We start from the raw sequence: 20,471 nt of genomic DNA on the forward strand, positions 1-20,471 counted from the left end.
ATTTTTACACAAAGCCAATTTAGCATACATACTCAACAGCAAGATCACCTCTAAGAACTAACGAGATGATTTTATCGGCTTTATTTCGAAAGCCTTAATTAATTTTTTATATAATACTTATAATTCCTATCAGCATTAATATAATTATATAGAATCACTACCATAGACACAGGATGCTACAAATAACCTATTCTCTAATTTACGATTTAGGAAAAAATACTTTTTAATCCAATATTTACAAAACAATATATAGAAATATTATAAATGAATGGATATAATTTTTTTAGTAATCCTTTTACTATAAAGAATTACTAAAATTCATTTATTAGACGAGCTAAAATGTCTAATATTAACCACTCTATAAATAGTAGAGATTAATAAAGAGGTGTAGCAATTGGAAAATTACTCAATGAGAATAATACCAAGAATTTTTCTTCGCTATTATGAATTAATAGAAGATGAAATGATTTCTCAAGATGAAAAACAGCTAATTAAATTGGCTTTTACTTTATTAAATAAAAGAATAGAAAAAAATATTAGTCAAGATGAAATGGCTGAGAGAACTGGTCTATCCAAAAGTGTTATTTCGAGAATGGAAACCTTTAGCTCTATTCCATCCTCTTTAACCTTAACTAAATATGCAAGTGAATTAGGTATGGAATTAGTCCTTGTTGATAGAGAGCTTTATAAAATGTGGAATACAAAAAATAAATCGATAATGGAAAAGTGAGTTAATGTTAACCTTTTAAATAGTGAGCACTCCGCAAGTCCCTTACAGAAAGGTTGCAATTTTACTGATTACCATTATTCCTTATAAAATCAATACATCATTAAACATGCCCAGGTACTCATTTAAACTATCCTCAATTGCTAGACACTACCTAACAATTACGGTACGTTAACTGAATATCTGGGCTTTATAATTTATTCTGATGAACTTAATAAAATTGTGAGCACAGTACCCCACAAGAAAATCACACCATAATAAAGTCTTTGTAATAGACCTGCTGGCAATGGAAAGAAAAACAAAAGAATGATGAGGTGCAATTGAATATGTATACTTCCCACATGATGTTACTCCTAGATCACTCATAGCTTGTTGCATAAAATTATAGGGTACAAGTGCAGTCATAATAAAAATAGGCTCTATCACAAAATATAAAATGGTCACAACCCAACTTACTATTCCTATTTTTTTAGATATATGTAACAATATTTTTCCTCCTTTCTCTATTTATATATTTGATTTCAAAATAAATTACTTCTTTAAACGATAATGAGTTTTAATCCTGCAAAATCTCCATGTATCATTATTCCAAAAGCAAATCTTTCTATTCATTTCTCATATTTAGCTCCTGCATTTGCTGCTCAATGTTACTGGGTAGATAAAGCATAGACATGTGATTGCTTAATAATAAAATTATATTTTGCTTTATCTCCCTACGCCAATATACTAATTGCTTTGCAAAATAAAAGGACATCCCTCTGTGTAAGGAATGTCTAAGTATTTATCTATACAAATCCAACAGATTTAACAGATATCTTTCTAATTCATTGATTGCAAACAATACTTCCTTATGAAGTCTATCTTCAACTACGCTATTATCAGTAAAAACCTCTAAATATTTATTTACTTCTACAAAGAATTTTTCATATTTCTCTAAAAACTCATCAATTGTTTGATCACCAGGTGTTACAGATAAGTAGATAGTTTTGAATAGATTAAAGTCACTATATGCATTACTTAAAAAATAGATTGCCAGTGTTCTATCGCTATTAATATACAATTTTACAAAAGATAGGTTTTGTTTTATTTTATTCAATGCATTGATAAGATTTGTCGTCTGTTTAAGCATATTTGCCGTATTACTATACATCTCATACTCACCTCCATCATAAGCAGCAAATCGGTACATTTCAATATTTTTCCGTAATCCCAGAAACACAGCAACTCTGGGTCGGCCATGTTGTCATTTCTTCGCTGAAAGTTTACCTATGTAGACAATCGTCTGTCTTTCCCTACTATTAAAGTCATAAAAAATATCAAGGGAGGGAAATCTTTTCGCAAACTTTAAAAAATTTAATCCTCAAATATAAAATCAGCTCTGGTGACGATTTTATTTGTGATCTAACTTTATTTTATTAATTGTCTCATGATGATTTCTTCGCCGATTCGTCCTATTAGTCTCTCATTTGTATCTTCAAATCCTACTTTAAAATATAGTTTTTGTGCTGGTATATTATCTTTGTCTACAACTAAAACAATTTCATCGCAATTAGGGAATTCTGCTTTCACAAACTCAACTAGTAAGGTCATTCCCTGTTTTGCGTAACCTTTTCCTTGCTCTGTATGGTTAATTGATAATGCAGTTAATAACATGGCATTCAAATTAGTAGAGTATTTCTTTACTCTTTCATTTGCATTGAGAAGGAAGAAACCCACTGGTGTATTATCACTTAAAATGACAATACGATACTGTCCTTCATTAATTTCTCCAAATTTGCTTGGAAGGGCAGAAAATTGTTTTTGTTCTTCTGTAAGTACAAAAGAGTTCAATTCTTTCATATATTCACTTGAAAAATGCTTTAATTCAACCCTTTTCCATTTTTCCATAAGATCATTCTCCATTCATTTTTTCTATACTTTACCACTTAATTAGGTGTTGGTCATTCATTTATTTGAAATTTCCGAAATATAATAACGACGTAAAAATTTTCTTATTTAACAGTGGATTGTTTCGCTTGCTGGATTCTGTGATGGGACACGTCTCAGAATATGATATTGCTTAATTTAGAGAAGGTTCAGTACTGGAGAAATGCGAGTATTGTAACATGTTTAAAGAAAACGGCATTGTACGAGATATGAGTACTAATTCAAGACATCGATTCAACCTGAAAAAAAGACGATTTTCCATTTTTATTTCATTAATTATTTATTTTATTCTTTTGTTAATTGTCCTGAATTCATAAACTTTTAAGAATTTGTGTGTTTCAACTTTAGAAGAAATAGCGAAATTACATAAAAAGGGATTTTTGATTGAAGAGGAGTATTTAGCAGAGGTAAGATAGTTGATAAAAGATAGCTGCTTCACGATTTTAGTTTCGTTTATAAAAAAGACTGCTGACAAACATCAAATTTGAGTTTGTCAGCAGTCTGATACTACTCAATTAAGAGTGGTATGTTTCATTAAAAATTAAAGTTTTACGATGTTAGCAGCTTGTGGTCCGCGTTGACCTTCTTCTACTGTGAATTCAACTTTTTGACCTTCTTCAAGTGATTTGAAACCTTCACCTTGAATAGCTGAGAAGTGAGCGAATACGTCTTGTCCGCCTTCAACTTCGATGAAACCAAAACCTTTTTCTGCGTTAAACCATTTTACTGTACCTTGTGTCATGTAAATGACCTCCATTAATCAAATTAAATAAAATCACATTCATAAAAAAACACATATCACAAAAAGCATCTATCAAAACACGATTACTTTTTGTAATATGTGAATTCATTGCATCTTTTTTTTCGGATGATTCTATTGAATACAATATACCATGTAAAATCACCTTTGTCTAGTCCTAAACTGTTTAAATTTTGGAATATCCATTTTTTCTTGAGGTTAGGCATGAAAAGCAATGTTTTTTCCCCTTATCGGAACTTCACAGTATTATTGCGTTTTATAAACGAAAATCATCAGAAACATTTATTATCCAGCTGCTATCAGTGGAAGCCAGAAACGTTACTGCATCGGCAATATCCTCTATTCGCCCTATTCGATTGCAAATAGAAGATTAACTCCCGCTACAATGCTTTCTGAGCAACAGGCGATCATCAAGCATTCAAATCCGTTATTGCAGGAATAGTAATTTCCTTTACACATGAAACAGGTGATAAATGGATGACACATTGCACAATTGATACAATATCTTGTACAGGAATACGAGTCCCTTCATATAAATGAATTGCTTTCTCTGCCCCTTCTTCATAAGGTACTTCTGCTGCTAGCTCCCCTGGGTTAATACATGTGACAGAAATTTTATCCTTTCTTAAATGTTCACGAAGGGCATTGGTAATGCCACGTAAGCCGAATTTAGATGTAACAAATGAAACTTGTGCATTGTTCGTGTGATCTAAGCCCGCTGTTGAGCCAATTAAAATCACTTTTCCATTTTCCGCTTGTCTTAAATTTGGTAAAAGCGCTTGGATATATGTAATTGTAGAAGTTAAATTTATATTGATTATGTTTGAAATATCTACGACCTCATCCAAATCAAATGTATAGTCATCCTCGAATCCACGCTTTTCCCATACGCCAACATTGTAAATTAATACATCGAAAGGAATGTCTTTTACCTTCTCTTTTAAAGTTGGAATTGATTGCTGATTGGACAAATCAATAGCGAGCCAATGACGATTGACACCATCGTTGAGATTTAAGCTTTTAGGTCGAGAACGTGACACGATCCATACAGAGTCTCCCATGACGGGTAAACCTTTGACAAATGCATCACCCAGTCCTTGACTCGCTCCAAATATAATGAAATTCTTACTCATTCCACCATCTCCTTACCAGTTATTGCTATTCATTATAATAATTACAGAGTTATACAGCAATGAAAGTGGTTTATTGCTATGACAAACGTAATTTGACTTCTGCCTTTTTTGCTCTTATATTAACGACGCCACACTAGGGGATTAAAATCAGCACCCTAAGCCTGTATAGCTGATGCAAAATCTTAAGAAATCTTCATAAATATTCTCAATAATTATTAATAATTTCCATTTACAATAAGGAAAGTCGACAATATTACATCAAGAAAAGCTAAATCATCAGTTAGGAGCGTTTTAAATTGGGCGTAACAGAAATTATCAATAACATTCAATCTTTAATGCTGCCAGTAATGATTATTATTGGTGTTGAGTTTTTACTCATTGCATTCTATTATTTCTTTTATAATAAAAAGGAACCATCCGTTCGGAAACGAAACCACGTAAAAAAACTTATGCTTGGAGCACTCTTCATCGGCTATATTGTTTTTGTTTGTGAGTTAACAATTATTGGCCGAGGCTCTTCTCATTTTCTGCAGATGAATCTCCAACCATTTAGTGGTTATATCGATGCATGGAAAAAATATTCGTTACGAGATCTTCAAAATTGTATTTTTAATATTTTAATGTTTGTACCATTAGGCGTTTTCTTGCCCCTGCTTTTCCCTAAATTTAAACTATTCAAGTGGCTTTTTCTCGTAGTCGTCAGTGCTACATTATCCATTGAAACATATCAAACACTTACAGGAGCGGGAATTTTCGAGCTTGATGACTTAATCAACAACTCAATTGGTGGGATTATCGGATACCAGTTATATAGACTTGTGGCTTCCATTGTTCAGCATAAAAAAGTAAAAATAAAAAGTCTAATTGGCAATCTGGCCATCCCACTCATAATGGGTTTGATTTTTGTTGGGATGATGATTGTCTACAACCAACAAGAGTTTGGTCATCTTGCAATAAATGCCTATACAAAATCGAATATGTCAGGTGTTGATGTCTCCACTTCATTGGACTTAAGTACAGCACCCACAGTTGCCCCCGTGTATAAGAAAATAATGAAGAATGACGAAGTTGAAACCTTGCTGCAAAAAAAACTAGGTTTATCCGTAACGAGTACAACGGAAAATAGAGGGGATCGCGAAATTTTATTGGCAGACAACACAGGTAATCCTTATACATTATTTATCAGTTCACAGGGCAATTGGTCATTAACAGAGAATCTGTATACACCTGACCAAACTACAGCAGCAGGACAAGATTCTGTTAACAAGGCGAAGGCAATAATGGACGAACTTGCTCTCCTCCCTCAAGAGGCAGAGTTTACTGTATGGGAGAATGGTGAATTAGAATGGACACTTCCAGATCGCGCTAATATCAACAAAGATTATTGGCTTGGGGAAGTAAGTCTTGGGCTGAAACCAGATGGCGATGTATATTCCTTATCATCTAATCTACGTAACCATCAATTTATAACGGAAGTAAACATTTTGTCCCCTACAGAAGTGTATGAACGTATTAAGAATGGCGAATTTCCGCAAATAAAATATAATGCACTCGTAACAGACGAAGAACTTACAATAAAAAAAGGCGATCAACTGTCTATAGAATTAATAGAGCTTACGCATATGTATGATACAAAAGGTTTCTATCAGCCTGTTTACAATGTTTCCGGAACATTGAATGGCAAAAGCTGGTTCACCTTGATTCAGGCAAGAAAATAGCTTTTTATATTCTCCAAACATGAGAAAAGCCCAGGCTCGAATATGAGTAACTGGGCTTTAGGTGTTCGTCCAATTACTGAATTAAGTGTCGAATATACTACCTTTAGTAAATAAAAAGGAGGGTAGTTAATGTCTTATAAACATATAAATATGGGCTGTTGTCAAAAAGAAACAAACTCTTTCCCCAAAATTATTGCTATTCCTGGTCCTGTTCCCACACCCAATATTGGTGTCTTAAGTTATGGATCCATAAGAGGTGACACCTTAGAAATTATATCCCCTATTGCGGCACCTATTCCATTTCAGCAAGTGGGCCCTTTATCTAATGTAACAGTAAGTCCATCTGGAAATGAATTAGTAGTGCAAAGCAATGGCGTCTATCAAATTGCGATATCGATAAATGCTCAAACGACAGTAGAACCTGATCCATTACAATCCTATTTTACAGTTAGTATTACCGTCAACGGACAACCCATTTTTCTAGATGGTCTCGCTATTTTTAATGTGTTAAATAGAAGCAGTTCTACCTATGTTGTTCAAGCTTCATTATCCGCAGGCGATCTAGTAGGAGTAAGTGCCTCATCGGCCAATCCAATCGCTAACTACGCGAATCGTTCCTTGTCCATTATTCAATTGAGTTAGTTGGAGCGTTCATAATATCTCTTGAATTTTTCAAATAGCCATAACTTAACTGGGTTACAACTGCTGCGATACCATAGGAATTTAGCTCTCATATCTACCTTTTTAGAGATGGGAGCTATTTTACTGGGTTTGTAGTGTATAAAAAATTTGTACTAGCTGAGGATCTTTCTGAAAAATGCTGCAAAAGGTTCAGGAAAAACGAATGTTCCTCTGTGATAATGTGTCGTGAAGTTACCGAAAATATCATCTTACACTGTCCATGCATTCCACTGCTTACTTCAGACAGTATTAATAATCAGTTTCATGGAAGAACCAGAGGACATACTAATATATTCTTGCAATGTAGGATAAACTAATGGAGACCCATGTTTTTAATCATATTAGTAGAGAATAAATAAGTAAACGATGTGTGTTAATGCGACTTACATTAACACATTCTCTTATATTGTACCGCGCTATAAGTTATTTACTCCGTTCGTGAGAATCCACTCCTCTTCGCGAGTATTTCACCCCTCTTCGCGAGTATTTCACTCCTCTTCGCGAGTATTTCACCCCTCTTCGCGAGTATTTCACCCCTCTTCGCGAGTATTTCACCCCTCTTCGCGAGTATTTCACCCCTCTCCGCGAGTATTTCACTCCTCTTCGCGAGTATTTCACCCCTCTTCGCGAGTATTTCACTCCTCTCCGCGAGTATTTCACTCCTCTTCGCGAGTATTTCACTCCTCTCCGCGAGTATTTCACTTCTCTCCGCGAATATTCACATCCGTCATAGCCTATTCTCTATTCAACATTCATACTTATAAATCCTTATATTTTTGTCAAAACTATTTGATAACTAACCAAATATAAAAGTAGGGACATGATGACAAAAAAACATATCGTATTTCTCCTATTCATTTTAACGTCTGCCTTTTTTATGACCGGTTGTTGGGATGTGACGGAGCCTCAAAGAATGTATTATGTCAATGCCGTTGGGGTAGATTATGAGGATAATCAGTACAAGGTTTATCTACAAATTATTAATTTTGCTGATGTAGCGAAATCCGATCAGCCTAGTGGCAATGTTGCACCTGCTGAAGTAGGCTTTGCTGAAGGTAAAACCGTGGAAGAAGCAATTTATAAATTGTATCGTTCCTCTGACCAGGAGATTTTTTGGGGGCATATGAGGTATTTGCTCTTTACAGAACGAGCCATGGAAAATGAACGAAGTATCCCTGTGATTGATACGTTCATTCGTTTTCGAGAGACTCGTTATCATATTTGGGTCTACAGTACAACGGACCCTATTAAAGATGTCATGCTTATCACACCGATTTTAAGAAATTCTCTGACTTCTTCAAAATTAAGTAATCCTGTCAATACAACGCAACAAGAATCCTTTATTGAGCCTCAAAACTTAAGAAATTTAATTATTGGTTTAAATGAACCGAGCCATGAGGTCAGTATCCCCTACGTGTCCATCATGAAAGATTGGGAAACGATGGATGAAGAAGTTGAAGAAACAACGTTCTCAGGTGTAGGAATTCTCTCAAAGGATGGCTTTAAAGGCTTTATTAAGAATTCTGCAGCAAAAGGCAATCAATGGATGCATAATGAAACTAGTCGCGGAGAGGTCACCTTTAAATTAGAAGGTGGCGAAAGAGATTATCTAACCGCTGATTTAGATAAATTAGATGTCAAAGTGAAGCCTGTCATTAAGAATAACCAAGTGACATTTGATATTACGATTCATTTGCGTGCTACCTTGAATGGATTTAAGGGAAAAATAAACTCTGATGAGGTGAGAGCCAATATTATAAAAGAAGTAAAAAAACAAATATTGACAACCTATGAGGAAGGTTTAAAGTTGGACGTTGATATTTATCGTTTTTCAGAGTATCTCTATCGCTCCAACGTCAAGACGTGGAAAAAGTTAGAGAAAGATGGAAAAATCCCTTTAACAAAGGATTCCATTGGGGACATAACGATCCAAGTAACAAAAATAAACCCGGGTCGTAAAACGTATGAAGAAACCATTGAAGAATAAGACCCCTATACTTGTCAATCAAAACATAGCTGCCAGCAGACAATATATATGATGGAAAGCTGTATAGCCTGTTTTAGAATGATCGGAGGCATCATATTTTCTGACGGATTGATTTGTTGTCTGTATGCTTACTACAAATTAAAAATCTCAGCTAATATGAATAGTTGACCCTAAAACAAAAAACCAGGTGCTCATCTTTGAGGAGCATCTGGTTTTATTGTGAAAGTGAATCTTACTAATTTGCTTAGTTTTGATTCGTTATAATACTACGATAAGTTGGAGCACTGAACAAGTTAAAATATTTTCCAATAAACTTTTAAGGGAATTTAATGGTTTTTCGAGAAAATAAATTGCCCTTTCAAATTTTATAGTGTTCATTCTATAAAATACTTTGCAGAGCAAGTAAACAAAAGGACCAGTCACTCTCCATGAGCGCTGGTCCTCTCATGTTGTTGAAAAAGATGCTATTTTACTAAAATTCTATTGCTTGTTTTGTTTTTCAACACTATGAAAATCTCCTTGATCACTATACAAATATACAAAAAGGACTAGATCCCTACATCCTCATGTGGGTCCTAGCCTTTTTAGTGAAAGTGAATCTTACTAATTTTGCTTAGCTTTTGATTCAATTAAGAATACGTCTAAATTCCATAAAGGTTTCATTTTTTCGTTAAAAATCGATAATGCTACACAAAAAGACCAGGAAAACACGAAAAATGTGCTCCTGGTCCCTTTGTGAAAAGTGAATGTTACTAGTTTGCTTTAGTTTTTGTATTCTACTAATGAGTTAGACGAGTGATGTTTTAAAAAAGTTACATCTATTTTAAAAAGTTTTTATTCCACCAATTTTACAACAAAATCAAACATGCCCTCCGCACCATCTATCGTAATAATGGACATAGAATACATTCCTTCTGGCATAGTATAGCTTCCTTTTTCCAGTATTGCCGTATGTGCTTTTCCAGCTGCTAATGTCCCTTGAGCCCATAGCTTGCCATCTGAGTCAATCATTTTCCAACTAAATTGTTGTGTGCCTTTATTTTTCACACTGTATTGAATGCCTAGCTTGTCTGGTGAATGGTTACTATAAAAGGTGTCATGAAACTCACCATTTCCAGTTGTTCCATCACATAATTTATAGAAAGCCTATGGTACACTGCTACTTCCTTTTTTTGGGGTTGAACAGCATTTTTCATAATTCTCAATTTTCTCTCTATTTCCCAGGCAATTAACTACTTCAATATAGAGAATCAGTATACTATAGTAGTGTAAAGCTAATTAGCCTTACACCTCCAAGACTTGTTACTAGGGTCACTGTTCATGCAGTGACCCGCTTATGATTGATAAACCCCTAAAGGATTTCCATCTTTTGTTTTTCCCTCCCCTCCTAGAGCATTGACTTTCACATCATGATCCACTAAAAATTGATAGGTCTCTTCAATATTGCGCGACATGTAATTAAAATTACCAACCCAAAATATTTCTCTGGAAAACATCATGGCTGATGTTCCTTTGCTTTTACTAAGCAAGTGACGGTTGGACATTGTTTAGCGATTATCATGACAGCTGCCCCGTCCTATATAGAAGCTTAAAAGCAATATGTCCTCATACCATTTTGCCGATAATTTGGGTTCGAGATAAAAATAGCTTCTACACCTATTACTATTTCCTTCATTGCCATTTCCTCCATTTCCTCGCTTTTATACATACAGGTTCCCTTTCCATACTTTACTTTCCTCCAAAAAGAATCTCGTCGATATCGATTATTTTGCATGGCTTTTGCTTATCCTTAATAGTATCGGAAATGACTTAGCCCTTTTCCTAGAGGAGGTGCCCATCATCAAACACACACTATTTTTCATCCTACTGCTTAGCGTGATTCTCTTGCTAGGTGGCTGTTGGAATAAACGAGAGTTAAACGAATTAGCCATTGTTACGGCTGTTGGGGTCGATAAATCAGACGAGCTTGTTGAAATCTCCGTTCAAATCGTTAACCCTAGTCAAGTAGCCTCGAACAAAGCAACCAGCTTTCAAGTTCCTGTTTTCACCTATCACGCAAAGGGAAAATCCTTATTTGATGCCATTCGAAAATTAACAACGCTAACGCCAAGGAAGCCTTATTATGCACATGCTCAGATCATTATTATTGGAGAGGAAATGGCTAAAGAAGGAATGAATAGCATTTTGGATTTATTTCAAAGAGATGCTGAGGGTCGGAGCGAATTTAACATTATCGTTACCCAAGAATCGACTGCACAAGAAATTTTAAGTGTTTTAACACCGCTAGAGGATGTTCCTGCCAGTAAAATGTTTAAATCCTTAAAGGTTTCAGAAGCTGCATGGGGAACGACAGAATCTGTAATTTTAGATGATTTAGTCCAATCTTTAGGTGGTATTGATCATAGTGCCGTATTACCTTCTATTCAAATACTCGGAGATGCGGATATTGGAAAATCTATTAGCAATATAGAAAAAATTGAGAGCCCTGTACAATTACAATATGGTGGAATGGCCGTTTTTAAAAATTATAAGCTAATTGGCTTTTTAACCGAACAAGAAAGCAGAGATTATAATTTTTTAAACAATCATATAAAAAGCACGTTTGAAAATATTGCCTGCCCTGAGCAAGGAAAAATATCGACAGAAATTATCAATTCTTCAACAAAAGTGACGGGCCATTTTCAAAATGACAGCCCTTCCATTACGATTCAACTTGATATTGACCAAAACATAGCTGAGGTAGGTTGTCATCTGGATTTAACGAAACCTGAAACTATCGATGCATTAAATAAAGAGACGAGTAGACAAATTAAAGAGAGCTTAGAACGCACGCTTCATACGATCCAACAAACCTATCAAGCCGACATTTTAAAATTTAGTGAAGTGCTACACCGAGAGGACTACCATGCATGGAATCGAATAAAAAAAGACTGGCCAACCCTTTATCCCGAGCTAATCGTTCGTATTAAGGTCGATGTTCATACAAAAGGAATCGGGACTGCTACAAAATTAAAACTAAATTAAGCAACCAAAAATGACCAGACTCTTTTTCAGAGTGCTGGTCATTTCCATTAACAGCCGCTTCAAATGTAATGAGTGACGTTTCTTGATTAGGTTGTTTTAAGATACGTGTAATTCGCTGAACATATTATGCCAAAGAAAAATGGGAACATAGAGCTAACTATCATTATCTTGTAAATTTGAATTGAACGTTTAATTCAATATTTCTATTGATTTCATGTTGATGACCATTTAATGTACAAATTAGCACAAATTATCAAAAAATACTTTCGCTGAAACAGTACTATTAAGTCGAGAAAGGATGATGGTATGGATTATTTTGAAAGAATACAAAACGCCATAGAGTTTATTGAGGACAATCTACAGGAAAAGTTAACGATCACAGCTATTTCTTCCCAATCTTACTTTTCTGCATTTCATTTCCAACGACTTTTTCAAGCTATTACAGGATTTTCGGTACAGCAGTATATTCGCAACAGAAGGCTTTCTGAAGCGGCCTCTCTATTAGTAACTACTCCCAAGAACATACTGGAAATTGCGATCAACTTTCAATATGGTTCTCAAGAGGCGTTTACACGAGCATTCGTTCAATATTTTGGCGTCACACCTGCTAAGTACCGAAAAGAAGCCAACTCCATACCACTTCTAACCAAAATGAACTTTTTGGATTATAAACTGGAAGGAGAACTCCCTATGCAGCGACCAGAAATACTTCAATTACCTAAAAAATGTATCACTGGCTATGAATACAAAACGTCCTTACAAAACGATCAGTATTATGCAGACATCCCAAGCTTTTATTTAGATTTTGGCCAACAGCAGTATTATGAGCGAATCTCACATAAGGTAGCCCCTAATATGGCATATGGCATTTCTACAGGTTTTCAAGAGGATGGTCAATTTTCCTTTATTGTAGGAGAGGAAGTTCATTGCTTTGAGGAGCAATTAGAGAAAGGCTTCGTTCACCTTGAAATTCCTGCTGGTAAATATGCGGAATTCACATTGAATAGCACTGCGGAAGGAATTCAAAATACAAGACGTTACATTTACGGAGTATGGCTACCAAACTCTAATTATGAGCGAGATGCAGGCCCTGATTTTGAAATAACCGATGTCATGCAATCTATCTATCCACATGATATGAAGATGACAATATACATTCCCATTAAAGAATAAAAAGGAGCAACATCAATGATTATTGAAAAAGTATTTAAACAATTCCCAATCTTACATTCAACAACTTTGGAATTAAAAAAAATAGAAGAATCCCATTTACAAGAATTATTTGCCATTTATGATAATGACAAAGTATTTGAGTACTGCGGAATCATCCCAAAACACAACTTACAAACTGTTCAAAAAATGATTGCTCATTTTGAACGAGATTATTCGAAGAAAAGCAGAATTAAATGGGGTATTTTCGAAAAATCACAAAGTGAAAAACTAGTAGGTATTATCGAAGCAATGGACTTTAATCAAAAAGTAGATATGGTAACAATTGGTTACTATTTAGCTGAGACATCTTGGGGCAAAGGCATCGCTACAGAGGCAGTCGAAATCATTGTGAAATTTTTATTAGAGGATGTAAATGTTAATCGAATTCAAGCTGAGGTCATGCCGTTAAATGAGCCTTCGAAAAAAGTCCTGCTAAAAAATGGCTTTTTAAAAGAGGGTCTATTGAGACAAGCTTCATTATGGTCTGGTAAAGGAGTTGTCGATTTAGAAATATATAGTTTATTGCAAGGCGATTGCAAACATGATCTGCAAAGCTAGACTCTACTTGTGAGTCTAGTCTTTTCTTTTATTCTACAAACAATTGGACATTTTACCATCTCCCAAATGCTCTTTGACATAGATTAGAAATAGGTGCCTCGTGCTAGCAAGACATTCAAACCATAAAGGAGCGTTTAAGGAATGGATGAAAACAGATCTTTAACACGAATGAATTGGGAGTTTAATAATTATCATAAGTTTGCTAAATGCTATTGTGCCTCAAAGAATTTTTGCTCAGGTTACTATTCTGACATCGATCATCATGTGGATGAGGAAGAGTCATATACAATCAAATACTATAATAGCCCCCAATATGAAAAAACATATAAGAAGAAGGAGCAAGCCAAAAAGCAGTGTGACAGTTGTATTTGCCATCATTTAGAATATTTTAAACTTGGAACTTTAGTCGATGTATACCTCTCGAACGGCTGTCAATTTTTAAGTATTTACTTTATCTATCTTGATTCGCAAAGTTGCTGTGGGTATTTCCTTCAAATAGATGATCAAGCCGTTCCTGTGATGATTGACTGTCGACAAATTGATGCGATACGCAAAGCTTGTTCTGCAAGCTAATACTTTGGCTCTTCCCTTTTGGGAGTAGCCTTTTTTATGGTTAAAGAAAGGAAAAAGGCTGGTTATTTGCTATAAAAGCATCACCAGCCAAAAATAACTATCCTTCGTTTATCCATGCAATTAATTGTTCATCAAAATATTCAGGTTCTTCCAGCATAGGATTATGACCACTTTTTTCAAAAATAACTTTCTTTACATGAGGAGTACACTCCATTGCATCCCATAATGATACAGGCGCAACTAAATAATCATACCTACCTAGACCGACAAAAATCGGCATGTTTAAGTGATGTATTTGCTGTAAAAGGTTCTGCTCAGCAAAAGCTACACCCCAAAGATAATCAATGATTTCCATATTTGGATACACGCCATCCCATGTAGAGGTAGCGTTGAATGTGTAATCATAAAAGCTATGTGCACCCATCCGAATACACATATGAACAAAACGTCGTTCAGGTTCTCTCTTTAGATCCTGTTCCAATAAAGCAATATCCTGCTGAAATTGATGTTTACGCTTCGCACTTGCATATGCCTCAAAATAAGACAAACTTTGTTGCTGTCTCTTTTGGCTATTCGTTGTTGCTGTATTTAATAGGATCATTTTTTGAACATGCTGAGGGTAGGCTTTGGCATACGCCACCGCCATAAATGCATGCCCCGAATGCCCTGCAATAATTAAGTCATCTAGCTTTAGGATTTGTCTTGCATGCTCTATATCCTCCACTATTTTATCCAATGTATAATCAGCTTGTTTAAATGCACGAGTTGGCTTGCCAAATCCTCGATGATCTAAAAAAATAAGCTGAAAATGTTGGGAAAAGTTTTCAGAGAACAAACGCGGATAATAAACACTGCTACCCACCACCAAAATCGGCTGACCTTGCCCTTTTATACAATAATTTAATTCAAATCCATCACAAATTATTTTTTGATAAGTCATCATCTTAATCCTCTTTTCTTGTTTTGTTTAATCACTTCCTTTCCTCTTGATGTTCCCGTGTCTTTTCCATTGAACGCTCTAGCATTCTATCACCTCATGAATGTTACTATGACATAAACAATACCATTCCTACAGGTTTCTAGCAATTCGAGATCATGTATAATAAACAAAAGGATCAGCATTCCTTAGTAGGCACTCCAGCTAGCCAAGAAGAAATTGTAGCTGATCAGCAGCAACCTCATGTACAATTTCATGCTGATTATGTAACATTCATTGAAATATTTGGGGGTGCCTATGCTGGAATAGCAGTTCATGCTTTTTCTAATGGCTCTAATATTGGAAACGAAACCGTTGTCGATTATAACTAACCCTGGATTTTCGTCACCAATACAAAGATGTTCTATCTCCAAACATTCTAGACACTAGCTATGTCTTTTCAATGGATGGTGAGGGCAATCCCATTTTTATCGATTCATCAGGTAAGGTTTTCATTTGTTATCATGATTCGGGAGAAATGAGGCTATTAGTAGATTCATTCGAATTGTTGATTGAAGATTATTTTCGCGAATGGTAATTTATTATAAAATATAACGAGAGGGTTAATAATATGGATAAACAAATAGCACATCTTATCACATTGAGAAAAAACGGACAGCTTGAGGAAGCAAATCAATTGATGGTGGGACTAGTCAAGGAACATCCTGAAAATGCTTACTATCAATTTCAATGTGCCTGGACCTTTGATTCTTTAGGAAAAGAAAAGGAGGCAGTCCCCCATTATGAAAAAGCGATTAAATTAGGACTGGAACCAGATGTTTTAATAGATGCTTATCTTGGTTTAGGTAGCACTTATCGGACATTAGGGCAATATGAGCAAGCCGAACAAATCTTTATACAAGCCATTCACGAATTCCCTGAAGCCGAGCATGTCAAGGTCTTCTATGCCATGACACTTTACAATCTTGGCAACCATGTAAAATCGATGGAGACATTACTTCAGACATTATTACGCACAACCAATCATCAGGGCATTCAAGATTATAAAAAAGCTATTCACTATTACAGCGATAAACTTGATCAAATATGGTCGTAAAAAAACAGGCTCCTATTTAGGGCCTGTTTTAGCATTATTTTGCGACATTCATATTTTTTATTTTTGAAAAAAGGGCCATAAATAAGAATGTCAGTATGCCACTAAAGAAAAATAGATAGCTTAATGGAATGAAAAAGAAATTCTTCTCCACGATCGTTCCATCCGCTAATATTTCATCACCAATAATCCCCTTTATAAATAAACATAAAACCCCAAGTACCATTGGAATTGTAGCTAGTAAATATTTTTTCATTGTTGCTTCCTCCATCTATTTGTTTAAATTTGTATTTGATCAATTATCAAACACCTATTCACTATTGTTATAATAGCTTTATACACATTCTAAGTCAACAATTATTTATCGATAAACAATAAAATATTGTTGTTTTATATAAAATCCTTTTTTTCGCAAAAAGAAGGCATATGTGATAAAATAAGAACATACATTCCATCTCTCTTAATTTTTTTTACGTGTGTTGTTTTGGCTATTAAGAAGGGCTGGTGCGAGTAGCTATAAATAATTATATTTTATAATGTCGGATAATCTGTTATTGAGAGCAATAAAAAAACAGTTACTTAGTAAAAAGTAACCGTTTTTTAGAATTTATATCGATTTAGAAGCCTGTTGTATGAGTGCAGCGACCATTTTATCCAACTGAGCAAAGCGGTCGTCCTGTGTTTGCCCCTTAGCATAACGATAATAAATTTGCTGACAAATAACGGCTAATTTGAAATAAGCAAATGTACAGTAATAATGAATAGTCGAAACATCTCGCTTACTTTTCTCCGCATATCGTTCAATAAACTGTTGTCGCGTATAAAAGCCTGGTAAAATGGTTACTGGTGGTTCTCCCAGTGCATATAACAACATTTTCGGGTCATCCGCATGCATCCAGTAGCTCATTGCTACACCGACATCGGCTAATGGGTCCCCTACCGTCGTCATTTCCCAATCAAAAAGGCCAATCATTTCGGCATAGTCCTCAGAAAACATCGCATTATTTAATTTATAGTCATAATGAATAATGGTTGCCTCATTATTGGAAGGAATATGATTTTTTAACCACTCTGTCAAAATAGCTACTTCCGCATGCTCTGCTGTTTTGGCCTTTTCATAGCGCTCTATCCAGCCATGAACTTGTCGTTCCATAAATCCATCAGGCTTCACCATATCCTTTAACGCTGTGTCTTGGTAGGGAATGGCATGAAGCGCCACTAAAGAGTCTACCATCATTTCGGACAACTGACGGGCTAGCTCCTCTGTTGGCTCTGTCCCATTTGGAAAATGCGTATCGAGAACAATACCTTTTTTGCGCTCCATTAAAAAGAAGTCGCTACCAATAACATCTCGATCCTCTACATAGACATATGGCTTTGGAACCGCTGTTAAAAACGGATGCAATGCTGATAAAATTGTAAATTCACGCTTCATATCATGTGCTTTCTTGGCTACTGGTCCAAGCGGTGGACGACGAAGAACGACTTCGAAATCAGCTATTTTTAAACAATACGTTAAATTGGAATGCCCTGCACTAAATTGCGAAATTTCAAGTTCACCCTGTGGTAGCTCAGGAAAATAGCTTGCCAAAAAGGCATGTAATTTGTCCACATCTAAACGCTCACTTGCCCTTACTTGCATCGTATCCATTTTATTCCCTCCCTAAATGATAGAGCTCATGCCCCCATCTACAACAATGACATCACCTGTTACATAGTCTGAAGCTGGTGCTGCTAAAAATAACGCCACACCTTTCAAATCATTTTCTGAGCCTAAACGTTTTAACGGTGTAACGTCCATCAAATAGTCCTGTCCTCGTTCAATTAAAACATTGGACATTTTCGTTGGGAAAAATCCAGGTGCTATCGCATTGACATTGACACCGTGTGGTCCCCATTTAACAGCTAAATCCTTCGTTAAGGTTATAACGGCCCCTTTACTCGCATTATAGGCAATGGTATCCATAAAGGCGGGAAGTGTGCCCCCAAGTCCTGCGATGGAAGCAATATTAATAATTTTGCCGCTTTTCTGCTCCAGCATAATTTTGCCCACTGCTTGGCTCATCAAAAAGGTCCCGTTGACATTGACATCAAATACTTTTTGCCAGGCTTCGTAGGGCATATCAATGGCAGGTGTCCCCCATGAAGCACCACTATTATTGACTAAAATATCTATTTTACCGAATGTAGTAATCGTTTTAGCCACCACATTAGCAATATCCTCTGGTTTTGTGACATCACAGGCTAGTGCTAATGTTTGAACACCTAGCTTTTCAAGTGCTATGGCAATCTCCTCACACGCTTCCACTTTTCTTGAGCATAAGACGACATTGGCCCCAGCCTCTGCAAATCCTTGAGCAATTTGCGCTCCGAGTCCCCGTCCCCCACCTGTCACTATCGCTGTTTTACCTTTTAAGCTAAATAACTCTAGGACCGTCATTTCATCAGCTCCTCTTGTTTTTTCGCATGCTTTTTCAATTCTAATTTAGCAATGGTATTACGATGTACTTCATCAGGACCATCTGCTAAACGTAATGTTCGTGAGTTTGCCCATTGTGCAGCAAGCGTCGTATCTGGCCCAACACCAGCCGCACCAAATGCTTGGATGGCTCGGTCAATAACCCTTAGTGCCATATTTGGTGCCACTACCTTAATCATAGCAATTTCAGCTTTAGCCTCTTTATTGCCTACTGTGTCCATCATATAGGCCGCTTTCAATGTTAAAAGTCTTGCTTGCTCAATATCCATACGAGATTCAGCAATACGCTCACGCATTACTCCTTGATCTGCCAACGGTCGATGAAACGCCTGTCGCTCCTGAACACGCACACACATTTCCTCCAATGCGCGCTCCGCAGCACCGATGAGACGCATACAGTGATGAATTCTTCCCGGTCCTAGTCGACCTTGAGCAATGGCAAACCCTTTTCCTTCTCCCCATAAAATATTGTCCACTGGTACACGTACATTGGTAAAGGTAACTTCACCATGTCCTTCTGGTGCATGATCGTAGCCAAAAGCAGTCAGCATACGCTCTACTTTTACCCCTGGTGTATCCATCGGTACGAGAATCATAGACTGTTGCTCATGGATAGGGGCAGTTGTATCCTTATGTTTACCCATAAAAATGGCCACTTTACAGCGAGGATCCCCAGCACCTGTCGTCCACCATTTATGGCCATTTAAAATGTATTCATCGCCATCTCGCTCAATGCTCGCCTCTATATTGGTAGCATCACTAGATGCAACAGCGGGCTCCGTCATCGCAAAGCATGACCGTATTTCTCCTCGTAACAATGGTTCAAGCCATTGCTTTTTTTGTTGTGCTGAGCCATAACGTACAAGCACTTCCATATTTCCAGTATCTGGTGCATTACAATTAAACACTTCTGGTGCCAGTAGTGAACGTCCCATAATTTCACATAAAGGGGCGTATTCTAAATTGCTTAATCCTGCCCCATATTCACTATCTGGCAAAAATAAATTCCACAATCCCGCCTGTTGTGCCTTCTGTTTCAATTCCTCCATAATGGGTGGAATCGCTCCCCAACGATCCTCCATAGCCTCTACCTGCGCTGCATAAACAGCCTCATTTGGATAAATGTATTGCTCCATAAAATTCGTTAGCTTGTCCTGTAACTTCACAACTTTTTCACTATAAGAAAAATTCATTGGAAGATACCCCCTTTGCTTGAACTTTAAAAATGAATGAAAATTCATTTTCATCGTGTTGAAAAACAAAACCATCCATAGCATTTTTGTGAAAGGTGAAAATGGATTTCCGTTGCAGGCTACTTGCTTTCCTGTCGGCGAGCGACGAGCCGCTTCCGCTCCGTTTAGAGGCTCGCCTGTCTCACTATCCCCCTTCCACTCCAATTCATATAAATGTTTCTTTTTAGCAAGGTTTTCAACTAAAGTGAAGTTATTCACTACCCTTTATGGAGATGTGTTGTCACTTACCACTTCTTCACATTGAAAATAAAGGGCTATTTTGTTCACTACGGCTCGTATGAAAGAGAAGGAAAAGACACTTTTACCACATGGTTGATTTTAGTGGAGCTAGCGTCACTAACGTCACAGGTGAGACCCTAGAGAGAATGCAGTGAGTGAAGCGGCTCATCGGACGCACGCTGGAAAGGACG

The 20,471-nt window shown here is 36.3% G+C and carries 20 protein-coding genes and 1 pseudogene; 10 read left to right on the plus strand and 11 right to left on the minus strand.

Annotated features, from left to right (window positions below):
• Positions 1–394 precede the first annotated feature (394 nt).
• The gene (locus CRI88_RS13220; RefSeq protein WP_036117079.1) at positions 395–730 is read left to right on the plus strand and encodes a helix-turn-helix domain-containing protein; all 336 of its coding nucleotides are present in this window, start codon (positions 395–397) and stop codon (positions 728–730) included.
• A 778-nt stretch (positions 731–1,508) separates the two neighbouring features.
• On the opposite strand, the gene CRI88_RS13230 is transcribed toward CRI88_RS13220, so the two are convergent.
• The 5 genes and pseudogenes from CRI88_RS13230 to CRI88_RS13245 all read right to left on the minus strand — a co-directional run bounded on the left by CRI88_RS13230 (position 1,509) and on the right by CRI88_RS13245 (position 4,546).
• Positions 1,509–1,916: a hypothetical protein gene (locus CRI88_RS13230; protein ID WP_257982904.1), complete on the minus strand. Its 408-nt coding sequence runs from the start codon at positions 1,914–1,916 to the stop codon at positions 1,509–1,511.
• Between the two features lie 218 nt (positions 1,917–2,134).
• Positions 2,135–2,614, minus strand: coding sequence for a GNAT family N-acetyltransferase (locus CRI88_RS13235; RefSeq protein WP_101966722.1), 480 nt, complete (start codon positions 2,612–2,614; stop codon positions 2,135–2,137).
• Positions 2,615–3,194: 580 nt separating this feature from the next.
• A complete protein-coding gene (locus tag CRI88_RS13240) occupies positions 3,195–3,395 on the minus strand; it encodes a cold-shock protein (RefSeq protein WP_004225195.1) in 201 nt (66 codons plus the stop codon).
• Positions 3,396–3,669: 274 nt separating this feature from the next.
• Positions 3,670–3,783 (minus strand): annotated as a pseudogene (locus CRI88_RS22940) (short-chain dehydrogenase); the annotation flags it as partial.
• 40 nt (positions 3,784–3,823) lie between these two features.
• Positions 3,824–4,546, minus strand: coding sequence for an SDR family NAD(P)-dependent oxidoreductase (locus CRI88_RS13245; protein WP_101966723.1), 723 nt, complete (start codon positions 4,544–4,546; stop codon positions 3,824–3,826).
• Positions 4,547–4,842: 296 nt separating this feature from the next.
• Here CRI88_RS13245 and CRI88_RS13250 point away from each other — a divergent pair, with 296 nt between their 5' ends.
• From CRI88_RS13250 to CRI88_RS13260, 3 genes are all read left to right on the plus strand, one after another.
• Positions 4,843–6,264: a VanZ family protein gene (locus CRI88_RS13250; protein WP_101966724.1), complete on the plus strand. Its 1,422-nt coding sequence runs from the start codon at positions 4,843–4,845 to the stop codon at positions 6,262–6,264.
• A gap of 129 nt (positions 6,265–6,393) precedes the next feature.
• Entirely contained in the window at positions 6,394–6,906 is a 513-nt protein-coding gene (locus CRI88_RS13255) for a hypothetical protein (RefSeq protein WP_101966725.1), read from the plus strand.
• An 862-nt stretch (positions 6,907–7,768) separates the two neighbouring features.
• On the plus strand, positions 7,769–8,932 hold the full coding sequence (locus CRI88_RS13260) for a Ger(x)C family spore germination protein (protein ID WP_036117094.1): 1,164 nt from the start codon (positions 7,769–7,771) through the stop codon (positions 8,930–8,932).
• A gap of 834 nt (positions 8,933–9,766) precedes the next feature.
• Here CRI88_RS13260 and CRI88_RS13265 read toward each other — a convergent pair.
• Positions 9,767–9,979 (minus strand): hypothetical protein, encoded by a 213-nt coding sequence (locus CRI88_RS13265; RefSeq protein ID WP_089932695.1) that lies wholly within the window; start codon positions 9,977–9,979, stop codon positions 9,767–9,769.
• A 732-nt stretch (positions 9,980–10,711) separates the two neighbouring features.
• On the opposite strand from CRI88_RS13265, the gene CRI88_RS13275 reads away from it, so the two are divergent.
• The 4 genes from CRI88_RS13275 (at position 10,712) to CRI88_RS13290 (ending at position 14,299) form a co-directional block, all read left to right on the plus strand.
• Entirely contained in the window at positions 10,712–11,956 is a 1,245-nt protein-coding gene (locus CRI88_RS13275) for a Ger(x)C family spore germination protein (protein ID WP_257982905.1), read from the plus strand.
• A 306-nt stretch (positions 11,957–12,262) separates the two neighbouring features.
• Complete coding sequence (locus CRI88_RS13280; protein ID WP_036117097.1) at positions 12,263–13,129, plus strand: AraC family transcriptional regulator; 867 nt, start codon at positions 12,263–12,265, stop codon at positions 13,127–13,129.
• A 15-nt stretch (positions 13,130–13,144) separates the two neighbouring features.
• The gene (locus CRI88_RS13285; RefSeq protein WP_036117099.1) at positions 13,145–13,726 is read left to right on the plus strand and encodes a GNAT family N-acetyltransferase; all 582 of its coding nucleotides are present in this window, start codon (positions 13,145–13,147) and stop codon (positions 13,724–13,726) included.
• 141 nt (positions 13,727–13,867) lie between these two features.
• Positions 13,868–14,299, plus strand: a complete 432-nt coding sequence (locus CRI88_RS13290) for a hypothetical protein (RefSeq protein ID WP_036117101.1) — start codon at positions 13,868–13,870, stop codon at positions 14,297–14,299.
• A gap of 97 nt (positions 14,300–14,396) precedes the next feature.
• Here CRI88_RS13290 and CRI88_RS13295 read toward each other — a convergent pair whose 3' ends face one another.
• A complete protein-coding gene (locus CRI88_RS13295) occupies positions 14,397–15,242 on the minus strand; it encodes an alpha/beta fold hydrolase (RefSeq protein WP_036117103.1) in 846 nt (281 codons plus the stop codon).
• 152 nt (positions 15,243–15,394) lie between these two features.
• Here CRI88_RS13295 and CRI88_RS23225 point away from each other — a divergent pair, with 152 nt between their 5' ends.
• Positions 15,395–15,607 carry an SMI1/KNR4 family protein gene (locus tag CRI88_RS23225; protein ID WP_371327982.1) on the plus strand — a complete coding sequence of 71 codons (213 nt, stop codon included), beginning with the start codon at positions 15,395–15,397 and terminating at the stop codon, positions 15,605–15,607.
• A 239-nt stretch (positions 15,608–15,846) separates the two neighbouring features.
• Entirely contained in the window at positions 15,847–16,332 is a 486-nt protein-coding gene (locus tag CRI88_RS13305; protein WP_058843653.1) for a tetratricopeptide repeat protein, read from the plus strand.
• Between the two features lie 34 nt (positions 16,333–16,366).
• On the opposite strand, the gene CRI88_RS13310 is transcribed toward CRI88_RS13305, so the two are convergent.
• From CRI88_RS13310 to CRI88_RS13325, 4 genes are all read right to left on the minus strand, one after another.
• Positions 16,367–16,585 (minus strand): DUF3955 domain-containing protein, encoded by a 219-nt coding sequence (locus tag CRI88_RS13310; RefSeq protein ID WP_036117114.1) that lies wholly within the window; start codon positions 16,583–16,585, stop codon positions 16,367–16,369.
• A 351-nt stretch (positions 16,586–16,936) separates the two neighbouring features.
• Positions 16,937–17,980, minus strand: coding sequence for a phosphotransferase family protein (locus tag CRI88_RS13315; RefSeq protein WP_036117116.1), 1,044 nt, complete (start codon positions 17,978–17,980; stop codon positions 16,937–16,939).
• Between the two features lie 12 nt (positions 17,981–17,992).
• Entirely contained in the window at positions 17,993–18,769 is a 777-nt protein-coding gene (locus CRI88_RS13320) for an SDR family oxidoreductase (protein WP_036117118.1), read from the minus strand.
• Entirely contained in the window at positions 18,766–20,001 is a 1,236-nt protein-coding gene (locus CRI88_RS13325) for an acyl-CoA dehydrogenase family protein (protein ID WP_036117120.1), read from the minus strand. The genes CRI88_RS13320 and CRI88_RS13325 overlap by 4 nt, the downstream gene beginning before the upstream one ends.
• Between the last annotated feature and the right edge of the window lie 470 nt (positions 20,002–20,471).

It is taken from the genome of Lysinibacillus fusiformis, from assembly GCF_002845985.1.
GTDB lineage: Bacteria > Bacillota > Bacilli > Bacillales_A > Planococcaceae > Lysinibacillus > Lysinibacillus fusiformis_D.